11 protein-coding genes and 1 tRNA gene are annotated in these 14,750 nt (G+C 32.4%); 3 read left to right on the top strand and 9 right to left on the bottom strand.

The features are described from left to right. Nucleotides 1-29 precede the first annotated feature (29 nt). The 6 genes from ACUUYC_RS07420 to ACUUYC_RS07395 form a co-directional block, all read right to left on the bottom strand. The gene (locus ACUUYC_RS07420; RefSeq protein ID WP_474265013.1) at nucleotides 30-3,641 is read right to left on the bottom strand and encodes a S8 family serine peptidase; all 3,612 of its coding nucleotides are present in this window, start codon (nucleotides 3,639-3,641) and stop codon (nucleotides 30-32) included. A 219-nt stretch (nucleotides 3,642-3,860) separates the two neighbouring features. Continuing rightward, nucleotides 3,861-5,162 carry a tetratricopeptide repeat protein gene (locus ACUUYC_RS07415; protein ID WP_474265012.1) on the bottom strand — a complete coding sequence of 434 codons (1,302 nt, stop codon included), beginning with the start codon at nucleotides 5,160-5,162 and terminating at the stop codon, nucleotides 3,861-3,863. Nucleotides 5,163-5,621: 459 nt separating this feature from the next. Next, entirely contained in the window at nucleotides 5,622-7,658 is a 2,037-nt protein-coding gene (locus ACUUYC_RS07410) for a glutamine--tRNA ligase/YqeY domain fusion protein (protein WP_474265011.1), read from the bottom strand. A gap of 163 nt (nucleotides 7,659-7,821) precedes the next feature. Then, nucleotides 7,822-8,988 (bottom strand): S41 family peptidase, encoded by a 1,167-nt coding sequence (locus tag ACUUYC_RS07405; protein WP_474265010.1) that lies wholly within the window; start codon nucleotides 8,986-8,988, stop codon nucleotides 7,822-7,824. A 136-nt stretch (nucleotides 8,989-9,124) separates the two neighbouring features. Next, the gene (locus ACUUYC_RS07400; RefSeq protein ID WP_474265009.1) at nucleotides 9,125-10,009 is read right to left on the bottom strand and encodes a hypothetical protein; all 885 of its coding nucleotides are present in this window, start codon (nucleotides 10,007-10,009) and stop codon (nucleotides 9,125-9,127) included. 91 nt (nucleotides 10,010-10,100) lie between these two features. Further along, nucleotides 10,101-11,204, bottom strand: a complete 1,104-nt coding sequence (locus ACUUYC_RS07395; protein ID WP_474265008.1) for a helix-turn-helix domain-containing protein — start codon at nucleotides 11,202-11,204, stop codon at nucleotides 10,101-10,103. 101 nt (nucleotides 11,205-11,305) lie between these two features. Here ACUUYC_RS07395 and ACUUYC_RS07390 point away from each other — a divergent pair, with 101 nt between their 5' ends. The 3 genes from ACUUYC_RS07390 (at nucleotide 11,306) to ACUUYC_RS07380 (ending at nucleotide 12,197) form a co-directional block, all read left to right on the top strand. After that, nucleotides 11,306-11,515, top strand: a complete 210-nt coding sequence (locus ACUUYC_RS07390) for a zinc ribbon domain-containing protein (protein WP_474265007.1) — start codon at nucleotides 11,306-11,308, stop codon at nucleotides 11,513-11,515. 123 nt (nucleotides 11,516-11,638) lie between these two features. Beyond that, a complete protein-coding gene (folB, locus tag ACUUYC_RS07385; RefSeq protein ID WP_474265006.1) occupies nucleotides 11,639-11,995 on the top strand; it encodes a dihydroneopterin aldolase in 357 nt (118 codons plus the stop codon). A gap of 131 nt (nucleotides 11,996-12,126) precedes the next feature. Beyond that, nucleotides 12,127-12,197: transfer RNA gene (locus ACUUYC_RS07380), tRNA-Cys, on the top strand. A 49-nt stretch (nucleotides 12,198-12,246) separates the two neighbouring features. Here ACUUYC_RS07380 and ACUUYC_RS07375 read toward each other — a convergent pair. The 3 genes from ACUUYC_RS07375 to ACUUYC_RS07365 form a co-directional block, all read right to left on the bottom strand. Beyond that, the gene (locus ACUUYC_RS07375; RefSeq protein ID WP_474265004.1) at nucleotides 12,247-12,918 is read right to left on the bottom strand and encodes a LysE family translocator; all 672 of its coding nucleotides are present in this window, start codon (nucleotides 12,916-12,918) and stop codon (nucleotides 12,247-12,249) included. 129 nt (nucleotides 12,919-13,047) lie between these two features. Continuing rightward, the gene (locus ACUUYC_RS07370; RefSeq protein WP_474265003.1) at nucleotides 13,048-13,719 is read right to left on the bottom strand and encodes a head GIN domain-containing protein; all 672 of its coding nucleotides are present in this window, start codon (nucleotides 13,717-13,719) and stop codon (nucleotides 13,048-13,050) included. A 439-nt stretch (nucleotides 13,720-14,158) separates the two neighbouring features. Beyond that, nucleotides 14,159-14,473, bottom strand: coding sequence for a YbjQ family protein (locus ACUUYC_RS07365; protein WP_474265002.1), 315 nt, complete (start codon nucleotides 14,471-14,473; stop codon nucleotides 14,159-14,161). Nucleotides 14,474-14,750: the final 277 nt, after the last annotated feature.

Here is a 14,750-nt window from a genome sequence, read left to right as displayed (position 1 = left end):
TAGAGTTTGGTTGGATTGGTGTTAACTTTTTAGTTGACGATTAATTTTTTCGTCACAACTTGATCACCTACTTTGATTTTCACAAAGTATAATCCTGTTCCATATTTAGAAACATCTAATTTTTGTTGTGCATTTGCATTAAAATTAGTTTTTCCAATTTTAGAGATTGATTGTCCTAAGCTATTTAGTAATTCAATTTCGTATGTGTTTCCAATAGTTGTATTAATAAGAATGTCTACATTACTTTTCGCTGGGTTCGGATACATTGAAATTGCGCGCTCTAATGCATTTTCTCCAACTGATAATGTACTTTCAATAGAAATATTATCTACAAATGTACTGTTACTGTAGTCATTGATATTTATGAATTTTAATAGAATGTTATTTCCAACATATGGTGTTAAATCAACGATTTCCGTTCTCCAGTTAGTTGCACTATTTGGAACCCAAGCAGCACCTGTATAAGGTACAGTTGCTAAGTCTAAAGCATCTTTGAAGTAAATTTGTGTAAATGTAGCTCCACAGTCAATAGAAATTTCTACACGTAAACCATCGTTATATGTAGCTGACCATTGTGCTTTTGCTAAATCGAACTTTAATTCGGCTGTTCCGTTAAAGTCTAGGTCAAAATATTCTGTTGTAAATGCATCTTCTTCTCCTCTAGTTGTATAGTTTGCACCATCAACAAAAGCAGCTGTTGTTGAACTTCCATCTGAACCTATAATATTTGAACGTGATTGCCAAGTTCTTGCGCCATCAGGGTTGTCTAAAACCCATCCTTCTGGTAGTACTGGGTTTACTTCAAACGATTCCATAAAATCAACTGAAGTTCCACTTACTTGTGCAAAGAAATCTAATGATTTTTCATCATTATTTATATACTCATCACCAGCTAGAGATGTCCAAACTCTTAATGTACTAGCTCCATTTGCAGATAACGTTACAGGTGTTGCAAAGTTAAATGTGTTTGAAGTTCCAGAAGCTAACGTTCCTGGGTACATTTCCTGTACTACAGGATCAGAACCTACTTGATAGGTAATCATAAAGTTTGTTTGTGGGTCAGCTCCATCATTTTGAACATCAACAGATACAATAATTGGATTGGTATTACAGATTGTTTCGAAATCTGAAGCTAAGTTATTAATTGTAGCTACTGATAAATCTTTGTTTAATGTACAGTTGAATAATGTTCCTGCTAAGTAGCTTCTTGCGTTGGTACGTAAACCAGACCATCCGTTTCCACCTTTTGCGCTTACAGCAAACCAAATTGGATCAGCCGGATCAGTAATTGGGAATGTATGTGATGTTGTTGTTGAGTTTCCAACAACTTCCATGAATTTTGTTCCTAATACATATACATCATATGAAGTTGCACCAGCAACAGCATTCCATGTAATTGTTGCCTCTGTTGGACAAACCGATTGAATTGTAACTCCAGTTACACGTTCAGCAATTGAGAAGTTTTCTGGACTTTGATCCGTTAAAGTTCCGTTTGTAGCTCTAATAATACACTCACCAGAAACATTTGCTGGTACTGTCCAAGTGTAGTTTCTAGTTGCTGGTGGCAATGTTGCCATTGTAGTCCAACTAGTTCCGTTATTTACAGAGTATTCTAAAACAGTTGAACTTGTTGCATTGATAGCATCCCAGTGGATTATTTCTTGCGTAGCTGGTGCAAATCTTTCGCCTCCAATTGGATATGTTAATGTTAATCCATCAGAAATGATTTCATATACTACATAATATTTTTGTGGTCCTACAGGAACGTTAAATCCAGCAATATTGATGTTGTATGTTCCTGCAGCAGGATTATCAATTGATACTTGTTCTACGTTATTTAAACGATCAATTCCTGTTGAAGCAGGTAAATTTAGTAATGCTGAGTTTGCTGTTGTGTTTAACACCCATGGTTGGTGAGTTCCACTACTTGGATCAGTAACTACTAAATCTAAGTCATTTACTATCGCAGGAGATGCTCCTGGCGCTGCAGCTGCATCACTCCAATAAACCATAAAACGAACTTGCGTTGTGTTTGCAGGTACTGTAATTGAGTGATTGTTATTTGCACCTTGAGCAACTGTTGCATCTAGGTAACGTCCGTCTTCAATAAGCATTGCTGCTCTCAATCCGTTTACCATTCCCCAACCAAAACTAAAATCAGGTCCTACATTTCCGTAGTCATTTGCTGTATTTAGTAATGTTGCTTTTATTAATGCTGATTCTGGAAATGCTCCACCATTTAAACCTGCATATGCTTCGTATAATTGAGCAGAAACACCTGCAATTCCTGGTGCAGCTCCTGAAGTACCACCGAATGTTTGGTATGAATTGTTTTCTCCTGTAGATTCTTGATTTTGTCCGTGTGCAGTAATGTCTGGCTTAATACGTCCGTCCGCTGCTGGTCCTCTACTACTAGAGCTTGCTAATGATCCGTTAAAGAATGTGTTTGCTGTTGCAATTACATTTTTACCTTGTTTGTGTCCACCAGTAACATTTCCCCATCCTGCTCCTGCACCGTATCCACAGTTACTCGTTCCTGAGTTTCCTGCTGAAAATACGTGAAGTAAGCTAGGTGTTGTTAATGTTTGTGTGTCTACTGTACGAGAAATTGCAGAATATCCACCATTACAACCATCACCATAAGATGAGTTTGTAATTTGTACAGAACCATTATTAATTAAATCTGTTGTTGCTTGGTCTAAGAATGAACTTACATATTGTACTACATATACATCAGATCCTGCAGCCATTCCTTTTTTTGTTGGATCTAAGTTTCCAGCTCCAGACATAATTCCTGCAACACCATCTCCGTGTGTTGGTCCTACATTTGTAGTTGCAGAGTTATCAATTCTTCCTTGAAAATCAATATGTGGTCCAACTACTCCATCATCACGAACCATTACTCCAACTCCTGCTCCAGTATAATGTCTACCAGTTGGTGTTTGAGAATCTAGGTTTGAAGATCTGTGAATACTTTTTCCTCTAAAGTCTTCTTTTATTGATGGCGCTGGTACTAATTCTAACCATTTTACATATGGTTGTGAAGCTACCTGATCAATTTTAGCATAAGGAACTGCAACTTGAAACATGCTGTGTCCTTTGTAATCTTCTAAAATAGTTACTGAACCTACTTTTTGTAATTCGGTAGCAACATATTGTTTACTGATAAAGCTGTAATGCTCTAAAATGATTAACACATTGTTTCCTTGCATTGCATGGCTATCAATATTGTTAAACTTGATTTGAGAAGATTTTTTAATGTTGTTTGAAACAGGAATTATTGAGATTGCTCCTGATTGTTGTAAATACGATACATCCGTATCTTTTGGAAAATAAAACAAATATGTTTTATCTGGATAGTACTCAATTAGTTTGAGGTTTCTTGCCGAAAAATCATTTTGGATAGCTTGTGTTGGTGTTTGATTAAAACGAATCCAACCGAAATATCCATTATTAAATTTTGCAGATTCTGGCATTGAAGTCCAATCAAATGATGTAATGTTATTGGGCATTGTAATAACCTCATCTTGGAAATACACCGTGTTTTGGGCCTTTACTACGGAACAATTTAAAAAAATTGCTGCCATTAATAAAGGGATGAAAGAACCTAGCAAGTTCTTTACAATAGTAATTTTTTTCATGACAATTTTTAATTAAGTTATAGGTTTTGAAAAAACGTATGATTCTAATTATACTTGTTTACAATGTTTAAAGAAATGTAAATAAATCTCTAAAATATTGTCAAAAAAGTAATTAGCTTGCTAATATACTAATAAGTTTGTAAAAAATTGTTAAGAATTTTTTTGATAAATACTCTTTTGTTATATAATTCGTGCGGATTTTTCCAATCAGTTTTTTACTTAATTTTCATTCCAATAATCTTTTGCTTTATCCCAAAGTTCTTCGCTACCTTCTTTGAGTTGCTTTCCAGCTTCATTGATTCCTTCTTCTGTAGTGTATTTTTCTATGTTTTCAACAAACTCTCGTGCAGTATTTATTTTGTCAAAAGCAGCATCTACATTTTCAAAACCTTGTTTCTTCATAAAACGTTTCCAATCGAGTTCTTTTACAGTATTCCATGTATACTTCATGACAATTTTACTTAGAAAGTATTTATCGTAGACAGAATTTAATACTTTATCAGATTTTCTATCTTTTAGGTATCCGATAGCTTCATCAATCGATTTCTTTTCTTTCTCAGAAAGCATCGTACTTTCTTTTAGTTTTAATAACGATTCAATTGCTTTTTCAGAGTCTTCTTTTTTTAAGTGTAAGTAGGTTTCAATTGCTAATGTTAATTCTGTTTGTACGCCTAAATGGTTTGAGATATTCAAAAATGCTTGAAAATCATCCAAAGCGCCTTGTTCTTTTTCACCTCCAATTATTAACCGATCAATTCCACGTAGTAAATAATGTATAGCCAAACTTATATCTTGTGATTGTTGTTTTGACAGGTTTTTTCCATACAAATACCAGTAGTAGTCAGAGAAATCAGCATCTCTCGTTTTTTCAATGTATTTGATGTTTTGTGTTAAATCTTCTTCGGCTAAGTATGTCATTCCTTTTTGAAGAAATAACATCGATCTAAATAATCTGAATGCAGCTTTTTCCTCACTTTCAGGAGCATTTTCAATATTTACTTTTGTAATTTCATACAAAGCAATTTCTGCTCCTAAATCGCTAGAAAACATGGAAACTACTGAAAGAACTAAATGTTCTAGAGATTGATTTAACCTCATTTTTTCTTCTTCTGTAAGTTCTTTTTCGGGTGTACCTCCTTTAAATATTGAAGGTAAAATGTCTTCGTCCGTTTCTTTTATGTAGTCTTTTATTTCTGTAAAATCTTTGTAAATATCTATATAGTCTAATGCAGATAATTCATCATTTTTTATTTTTTTATCATACATGTCGGTAATATTTTGAATGTTACCAAGCTTTTCTTTTACAGGCAATAATTCAGGATATGTGTCTTCATTTATATCCTTAGCTTTATATGTCATTTTCATGTATTTCCATAATAATACTTTGTATGAATACACACTTTCTTCCAGTTCTAATCGTTCTTTTTCAATAGGAGTGAGGCTGTCATCTTCCAAGAAAGAACAACTACTTACTAACAATATAAAAGCAAGAATGGTAACGTGGTAAACTAATTTTTTCATCTGTTTTTTTGTTAATGAGTGGTAATATACGATTTAGATTTGGTGCAAAAATAAAGCCATACTTTTGTGATTTAAGCTGAGTTAATCTATAAGCCTATGTCTAAACAATCTTTTCATAGTATTAAAAACATGATAGAATCTCTTTAGTTTAAAAATAATTAGGTCATTAAATTATACAAGAATTTTTTAGTAACGTTCATTTTTGTCTTGACACAAAAATACTGAATCAAGTTCAGCACAGGCTGAACCAAAAAAGTCAAGACGATCTATAAGAAATTGCTATGCAACATTCGCTCATGCGTTTCATGCTTAAAGCTACGCTTTGCAATTCCACTTTTCACTCATTATTTCTGAAGATCGTCACTTGACAAGCATTTAACAATTCAGAGTTATTCTTCAAATATTGCCAAAAATAAAGCCATACTTTCGTACGGCTTTGGTTTATTAATATACTATATGTTATTTTAATTGTTGTGCTTCCGCAACTAATAACTCGTTTTTATCATCCAATGCTTTTTCAATGAATTCATTAATTTTTCCATCACGTTGACGACCTTTTTTGAGTAATACACCAAGCGTTAGCATTGCTGCAATTCGTGTTCCTGCTTTTTTAGCCGCTGTAGCAAATAAAGGTTCTAAGTCTTCATAGGCAACTTTTTCCGCTAAAGTTTGAATCTTCTCTTTGGCAATTTGTCGTTTTTCCTCAGGAAGGTTCGTGTATTTTTTACCTAATTGTTTTATTTCTTCAATTGGTGGTCTTTGATGTTGCTGCTTTTGTTGCGGTTTCCCTTGATTTTGTTGCGGTTTTGGCTTTTGTTTTGCCCACGTATCACGCAAACCAACTGTTTTGTTGAATACTAATTTTTCACTTGTTGTATCTTTATCTACATTGAAATACCCAAGACGTTGAAACTGAAAACGATCTTCAATTTTGGCTTCTTTTAAATAAGGTTCAACATGTGCAATAACCGTTTTTAAAGAGTCTGAATTTACAAACTCCATAAAGTCTTTGTCTTTGTGACTATCAGGCGCTTCATCTGAAAATAAGCGATCATAGATACGAACCTCAGCTTGTACTGCATGTGCAATAGAAACCCAATGTAGTGTTCCTTTTACCTTACGTACACTTGCTTCTGTTCCGCTTCCACTAAGACTGTCAACATCATATGTACAGTGAATTTCAGTAATGTTTCCATCAGCATCTTTTACCACATTTTCACCTTTGATGATGTATGCATTTTTTAGACGTACTTCTTTTCCAAGCGTTAGTCTAAAGTATTTGCTTCCTGCATCTTCTTTAAAGTCTTCACGTTCAATGTAAAGTTCTTTTGAAAACGGTACTGTATGACTTCCTGCATTTGCATCTTCCGGATTGTTTTCTGCTTCCAACATTTCTACTTTTCCTTCAGGATAGTTGGTAATGATCAGTTTTACAGGGTTTAAAACTGCCATCACACGATTGGCTGTTTTGTTTAAATCTTCTCTTATACAAAATTCTAATAAAGAAACATCAATTATATTTTCGCGCTTAGCGACACCAACTGTATCCACAAATTTCTTAATGGCTGCTGGCGTATAACCTCTTCGGCGTAAGCCAGAAATAGTAGGCATACGCGGATCGTCCCAACCAGAAACTAACTTTTCTTCTACCAATTTGAGTAGTTTACGCTTACTCATAATTGTATAACTCAAGTTTAAACGTGCAAACTCGCGTTGTTTTGGTTGTAATGGATATTCATCTTTTCCATATTCAAATACGTTCTCTTTGAACCAATTGTATAGTTTACGATGTGGTTTAAATTCTAGTGAACATAATGAGTGTGATATTTGTTCGATGTAATCACTTTCTCCATGTGTCCAATCGTACATTGGGTAAATGCACCATTCGTCACCAGTGCGATGATGATGTGCAAATAGAATACGATACATTAACGGATCGCGCATTAACATATTTGGATCTTCCATGTCAATTTTAGCACGCAACACATGTGTTCCGGCTTCAAATTCACCATTTTTCATACGTTGGAATAGGTCCAAGTTTTCTTCAATACTACGACTACGATATGGACTGTTGGTTCCAACTTGCGTTGGTGTACCTTTTTGTTCCCGCATTGCTTCCGAAGATTGTGAATCTACATAGGCTTTACCATCTTTTATGAGTTGAATTGTCCAATCGTATAATTTTTGAAAGTAATCTGAAGAGTAACATTCATTTGCCCATTGATACCCAAGCCATTTTATATCGCGTTTGATAGCGTCAACATATTCTTGTTCTTCTTTTGCAGGATTCGTATCATCAAAACGAAGATTTACAGGCGCATTGTATGTTTCACCTAAACCGAAACTAATTCCAATAGCTTTGGTATGTCCAATGTGCAAGTATCCGTTTGGTTCAGGTGGAAATCGAAAACGAAGGTTGTTTTTAGACATTCCGTTTGCCAAGTCTTCTTCTATGATATGCTCAATAAAATTGAGTGATTTCGTTTCTTCAGACATTATATTTTGTTCAAATGAGTGTTTAAAATAAACCGCAAAATTAAGGAAATTAAGCGAATATATACTAAAAAACCTCTCTTGCTATTTGGCAAGAAAGGTTCGTAAACATAATTAATAAGTAAATAATCAGAGTGATTCCTATATGAGATTGCTTTATTTTTTATTAATTCACGATATAGTTTATTGCTGCTTCTATATGCACATCATTTCCAGCACTAACTTGTGCAGCTGAAGGAATTATAGACTCATCTGGAGTAATTCCGATACCTTCAAAAGATTGAAATGTATTGTTATACATAATTTCAACATCATGTGTAGATACTCTGGTTCTCCACTTTCCACTTCCATTTGTTAGTGTAAATATGTCGCTTCCTGCAAAGATTCCAAACGTAATATCGCCAATAGTTTTTACATGATTTTGTGTTTTCATAGCTCCTGTAAAATATTCTGCAGCACTTGCGGTTCCTCTTGCTGTTAAAACGGCTACTTTATTAGTATACCGAAACGTTCCTGAAGCAGTTATTGTGTTGTCTTCTGTGAAAACTCCTGCTACATATCCGCCTTCAACTCTAGCATCTGCATAGCCTTCAAATTCGGTTGTTGCCCAATTTCCTAATGAAGCCGTTGTACTTCCTGTTGTGGTTTTGATACGTTGTCTGATCAATTCTATTGGTGTGTTATTTGCAAAGAATCTTCCTGCTAAATAGTATGCAAACGGACCTTGTCCGCCACCATTTGTTCTAATGTCTATGATAATTCCATCTTTGTTTTGTAATGCCGTTAGCGTTTCATCAACAATAGCTTTAAAGTTGTTGAATTCACTATCACTTTCATTGACAGGTTCAAAGTTTTTAGAGTTTATATATCCTATGTTTGAATTGCTTACCAAGGTTCCATAAGAGATATATGGATTGTTAACACTACTAGCTACTATATTTACTTTGCTGGCAATATTGTTTTGTATCATGTTTTCAATATTTTCATTGAATTCTGGTTCAAAACCTGCATCTTGAGAATTATTAAAAGTAAGACTTGAGTGTCCATCTTTTATAATTGTTCCCATAACTGTTTGAAAAATTCCAAATAACTGAGTATCTGTAGTTGTTGCTGTTATTTGTGGATAATACGTATCATAAACTGTTTGCCAATTGATATTTTTTCTATGCATTAACGGATAGTGTTTATCATAGATATCCCAAAATTCTTTGAATACTTTTTGTTGTTCGGTTGTTTCTGTATCTGTTATTGTTGAAATCGTATTGTCATCATTACTACACGCAGTAAAATTTACTACTATAGCCAACAATAGTATGTTTAATATATTTTTCATAATGAACAAGGTGTTTTTTGTTATGACCTAAGTTTAATTGTGGTTGTTAAGCTGTTATTCTAAACATGATGAAAGTTTAATGGAAATAATAAATCTTCTTTTGTCCTTTCAAATAACAGCTTACAACACTTGTTATTTACTGTCTATACGTTCCGTCTGGTAATACAGTAGGCATTTTATAAGTAGGATTGCTCAGCAACGTAAAAATTGCCGTATCACCACTTTGTACTAATGCATTCGTATTTAATTTCCACTCGTGACCTATTTCGTTTAGTCTATTTTCTTGCGCTCCTAACATAGAAGTTAATGCCCAATATAAATATTCAATAGTTTGACAACTTGCATAGTCACAGGTTGCATCATCATAGGTATACCAAGCATTTGTTGGATATGGATTTGGAATGGTCATAAATTGTCCACCTCTAGCAATATCCATTGCATTTGCCAAGTCAGAACCTACGTTTTGTCCAAATGCACTTGGATACACGTACGAATGACCTGCATTGTTGATAATGTGTAAAACTTCTTCTAAAGCGGCATCAAACTGTCCAGTTCTGCCATTAGACACAAATGAAGGATTGGTTTCACCATTTCCAAGATCTTGTCCAACTCTTCCAGCTGGAGGATCTATGTTTAAATCATTCTCACTAGCCCACATTACTAAATACGCTTTGTTAGCTACCATTTGATCTATTACAGCTTGATCATCTACTGTACCATCTTCATCATTATCTAAGTATTGCGCCATCACATTAGCTGCATGTAATAATTTAGTGTCTTCAACACCAGCTACTGCATAAATATCTATTCCAAATACAACTATCTTTCTATTAAAGTTTGTAAAACCTGTATCCGTATTTGCTACAATGGTAAAGTTTGGATCTGTTCCAGGGTTTATCCCTGAAGGTGATGGAGTTGTCGGTGTTGTTGTGGTAATGTTATTATCATCACTAGAACAAGAAACACAACTTATTGTGATTGTTGCTAAAAGTCCTAAAATAATTGGATAAACTCTTTTCATAAATTATAACGTATTTAATTAATTGTGTTTTTGACACAACAAATAAACGCCCAACCTTATACTTTATGCAGTCCAACTAGTCCAGCTGCGTCTATTCGGACTTTTTAAGGGATAATTCATACTGTTTTGGAGTCATTCCTTCAGCATTTTTGAAGGTACTGTAAAATGTTGATTTTGAAGAGAAACCTGCTTCTTGTGAAAGTCCAAGAATAGATAATTGCTTTGCTTTTGGAGATTGAAGTAGTGTTTTGAATTCTTCTACACGAAAATTATTGATAAAGTGATAAAAGTTAGAATCAGAACATTGATTTATGAGTTTAGAAAGCTCTTTTGCTTTTATATTTAAATCTATAGAAAGTGTTCTTAGATTTAATTCTGGATTGGTATACAGTTTTTCTTTTACTATTGTAGATTTTATATGTTCAAACTTCTCGTTAGCTTCGTTTGAAGAGTTTGCGTTTTCTATTGGTGTTTCCTGTTCTAAATTTTCTCTTTGAAAAAGATATTGTTTGAATAATTCTGGTTGCGAAAAACCATTATATCCAATCCAATATACGGTGAAGAGCAATAAAGCAATTGAAGACATTTGAAAAAGAGCTTCCCATAATTCATTTTCCGCTTCTTCTGCACCTGTAATACCTTCAACAATTAAAATGAGATGAAATAGTAAAATTGCAATGAGAATACTTTTTAGCCAAGAAAGTGATTTAAATTCCAGTTCAGAATAAAAATTACTGATTTTCTTTTTATGATCTTTTAGTATTTTAAATACATATACTAACAATAGAATCTCAAAGAAATAGAAAATTAAAATTAAATCATCATAGCTTTCTAAGATATTATCTAAAGCCTCAACATTAATACATATATTAAGAATAACTCCAGGAATAAACAGTAAATAATACCATTTATTAATTGATTTATTAATGGTTGCATTTAGATAGAAAAATAAAAAGAGAAGGATAAATAGTATAGGATCTAAAACAAAAAAAGGAGGATCTAAGTTTTCTTCTTCATAAAAATCAAATGCTATTCCATTGATTAATTGAATTGCAATACTCCATAAAAATAGTCCTAAAAATATATTCGCTTTTCTGTTTTCAGATTTAATAGTAAAGAATAATAATCCCAACATTAACGCTGTAGAAGCTGTTAATATATCCAGAATAGAAAATAATGAAAGGTCTATTTGCATACGCTAAAATACTATAAATTGTAATTACACTTTGTAACTATATGTGTAAATACTATACTAACTCTGTATAAACATATATCGTATAACCTTAACAAAACATTATGCAACACAGTAATTATTCATGCCCAAAATGTAACAATAGAACTTATATAGTAGGAGAGATGCGCGCTACTGGCGGACGTTGGTCTAAAATTTTTGATGTACAAAGTGCAAAGTTTACATCTGTAAGTTGTGAACGTTGTTCGTATACCGAATTTTACAAAGCAAAGACAAGCGCTATTAGTAATATTTTTGATTTGTTTACAAGTTAATTGTTTTATAAAAAAAATTAAGATCGCTTCACTTTTAGAATCAAGAATTAAGACTTGATACTAATTATATTATTAAATAGCTTTTGAAATAATACCTTATTTTTGCACTCTTAAATATATTATATGGGAATTATTCGTGTTACTAATATCAAAGTGTATGCTTATCACGGTTGTTTGGTAGAAGAAAGTAAAATAGGAAGTGAATATAGGGTTGATGTTTCTGTCGAAGCTGATTTGCAACCTTCTGCAAAGAGTGATAATTTACAGGAAACTGTTGATTATGTTCATGTCAATAAAATTGTAAAGCAAGAAATGGCAATTCGCTCAGAATTATTAGAACATGTTGCCAAACGTATTTTAGATCGAATTTTTGTTGAAATTGCTATTGCTAAGGAAGCAACGGTTGCTGTTTCTAAGATAAATCCTCCAATTGGTGGAAATGTAGAAATGGTAACGATAGAGATGTCGCAACAACGTTAATATTTCTTACTTATAGTTCTGAAATAGATAGAATTAAAAAAGTGTGAAATTTTCTTATATAACATTACGGTTATTTAATGTTTCATTTTTGTTGCATAAAATGTAAATTTGGTTAAATTTGCATCAGTAATGGCGTCGTGGCCGAGTGGCTAGGCAGAGGTCTGCAAAACCTTGTACAGCGGTTCGAATCCGCTCGACGCCTCTACAAAAACAAAACCTTCTGAATATCAGAAGGTTTTTTTGTTTTTATATTATAGATAACGTTCTATTTTTTCTTTGATTTTGTCTTTTCCTTTCGGAAATACACCTTGTAAAATCATTACTGATCCAAATACAATGATCAGAATACTGACCCATTTTTTCGTTTTGAAGATAAAACGCGGTGTCATTTTACTTTTTAATTTTTTTGCTAATAACATTTTAGCAATATCTGTGACCAACATACTTATCAAAACAGTTGCAAGAAACACAATAACACCTTGTGATGTTGTTGTAAGTGCATTTGCCATGACTATTACGCCAATCCAACCTGCTAAGACACCAAAGTTGATAAAGTTTAGTAGAAAGCCTTTAATGAATAATCCTAAGAGATTCTTTTTTGGATCAACATTGTAATGTTCTTTAACTATTTGTCGAAATGATTTTGATGTTTTGATATATGATATGACTCCAAAAATACAGAGTATAAGTCCTCCAAAAATGATTAAATTGGGATCATCCTTTATTTTTTCAAGAATTCTACTTGTACTATAATAGGCAAAAACAATGAAGACAATGTCTGCGAAAATAGCGCCTAAATCAAAAGTTAATGCACTTCTGAATCCTTTTGTAATACTTGTTTCTATAATAATAAAGAATACAGGACCTACTGCAAAAGCTAGTATGAATCCGTAAAGTACTGCATATGGTAATCCTTCAAACATAAAACAAAAGTACTAAAAGTAATATGATTTCATTTCCTATTACTAATGAAATAGTTAGGTTAAAAATAAAAAACGTCCAAATGGTAGCTTGGACGTTTTTCTTGATTGATTGATGAAGTGAAATATGTATTATTTCACCTTTATTTTTCCTCCGAAGAGTTTGTCTTTTTTTATTGTTTTTGGATCTCCATGAATTTCTATGTATCCACCAGCTCTTACTTTAGCATCAGCTAAGACAGAAGCAGAAACATACGCTTCTCCACCAGCACTTACTTTTACTTTTGTTTGTTCAGTGATGAGTTTTTTTCCTTCATAAACTCCACCAGTATTTAATACTACTTCCTGATGTTTTACTTTTCCACCAGTTTCAATGATTCCGCCAGAAACTGCTTTTACTTCTAGGTTGTCAACATCTAAACCAACATTAATTTTTCCACCTTCTTGCGCTTTTAGCTTTAGAAACGGAATTGTCATGGTTTCGTTTGACACTATTTCTGCACCTTCATTAGCATCTATTGTACTGATATTTGTATAATATACTTCTACAAATGTTTGATTTCCATCAAAAATACGATCAAACTTCATGCGTATTTTTAGTTTTCCTTTTTTGTTAATGATTTCTACATCATCTACATCAGCACCTGTAATAACTACTTTATTTGCATCAGATTTGATGAGGTTGATTTCTATGAGATCAAAAACTTTTACTTCATTGAAGTCTCCAACTTGTTTTTCTAATGGTTTTTGCGCTAAAGCTGAAAGTGCTACAAAGCATAGAATAAATGTGAATATATTTTTCATTATAAATAATTTTAGTCTTTGTTGATAAAGAGTATGAAGAAAACGTTTTGTTACAGTTTTTATTAAAATTTCTTCTATTTAAATATTTTTAATACAGTAAATAATTATGAGTATAATTTATACTTTTTTATAATTTACTTTTTTAAACACTATAAAATATTGTAGTATATAACTAAAATTCAGATTCTATTTTTCATTTTCTTTGCTTGCCCAAAGAAAACGAAACAAAAGAAAAGGCACTTTTCCAGAGGTGTTTTTAGCTGAAAAGCTAAAAACGTAAACCTTTCTCTAAATTTTTTCCAAGGCTTCAAAAATTCTTAACGAGAAAGTCTTACTACACTACGGAAAAGAACTTACTATTATAATAGTTTACAACCAAAATAAATATGAAAAAAGCCAGATTTGTTCAAAATCTGGCTATAATAGTATGTAATTTTTTCTATTTCAATTTTACAGCTGTTCCTGTAATACTAACTAAAACAGCGCCTCCAGCACTTATTTCCATATCAACATTAATTCCTACAACTGCATCTGCATTAAGTTTTGCTGCATTGTCACTTAATTTTTGAAAGGTTTCTTCTTTTACTGCTTCTATAGCACTTTCTATTTGTGAATAGTATTTTTTCATGTTAAACATGTCTTTGAATGAAACACCTTTGTAACTGTAATTTACATTGTATGTCATTCCAGTAACTAAACCTAAATATTCGGTTATTTCTCTGTTTTCTAAGTTATTGGTTGTTGTGAAGATCATATGAGTTGTTGTTTTTATTAAAGTTTTTAATCTAAGTTTATATAAAATATACCTTTGTATCTGTTATGAATATTATAGTTAAATAACTGAAATTGAATTTCTATTTTTCATTTTCTTTGCTTACCCAAAGAAAACGAAACAAAAGAAAAGGCACTTAGAAAAATTAGAATTTAGACATTACTTATAGTTAGTATCATTTTTTGATAAATGTTACGCATAAAAAAAGTTCACTTCGGAAATTGAAATGAACTTTATGTATTTTAAAATATTTCTCGAT

It is taken from the genome of Kordia sp. E (assembly GCF_056033805.1).
The sequence above is the reverse complement of the archived record's forward strand: the minus strand, read 5'-3'. Positions and strand labels throughout refer to the sequence as shown.

Bases quoted from the DNA above. Each gene is read 5' to 3' on its own strand.
- ACUUYC_RS07420 (WP_474265013.1), bottom strand. From the start codon at position 3,641: ATGAAAAAAATTACTATTGTAAAGAACTTGCTAGGTTCTTTCATCCCT.
- ACUUYC_RS07415 (WP_474265012.1), bottom strand. From the start codon at position 5,162: ATGAAAAAATTAGTTTACCACGTTACCATTCTTGCTTTTATATTGTTA.
- ACUUYC_RS07410 (WP_474265011.1), bottom strand. From the start codon at position 7,658: ATGTCTGAAGAAACGAAATCACTCAATTTTATTGAGCATATCATAGAA.
- ACUUYC_RS07405 (WP_474265010.1), bottom strand. From the start codon at position 8,988: ATGAAAAATATATTAAACATACTATTGTTGGCTATAGTAGTAAATTTT.
- ACUUYC_RS07400 (WP_474265009.1), bottom strand. From the start codon at position 10,009: ATGAAAAGAGTTTATCCAATTATTTTAGGACTTTTAGCAACAATCACA.
- ACUUYC_RS07395 (WP_474265008.1), bottom strand. From the start codon at position 11,204: ATGCAAATAGACCTTTCATTATTTTCTATTCTGGATATATTAACAGCT.
- ACUUYC_RS07390 (WP_474265007.1), top strand. From the start codon at position 11,306: ATGCAACACAGTAATTATTCATGCCCAAAATGTAACAATAGAACTTAT.
- folB (WP_474265006.1), top strand. From the start codon at position 11,639: ATGGGAATTATTCGTGTTACTAATATCAAAGTGTATGCTTATCACGGT.
- ACUUYC_RS07375 (WP_474265004.1), bottom strand. From the start codon at position 12,918: ATGTTTGAAGGATTACCATATGCAGTACTTTACGGATTCATACTAGCT.
- ACUUYC_RS07370 (WP_474265003.1), bottom strand. From the start codon at position 13,719: ATGAAAAATATATTCACATTTATTCTATGCTTTGTAGCACTTTCAGCT.
- ACUUYC_RS07365 (WP_474265002.1), bottom strand. From the start codon at position 14,473: ATGATCTTCACAACAACCAATAACTTAGAAAACAGAGAAATAACCGAA.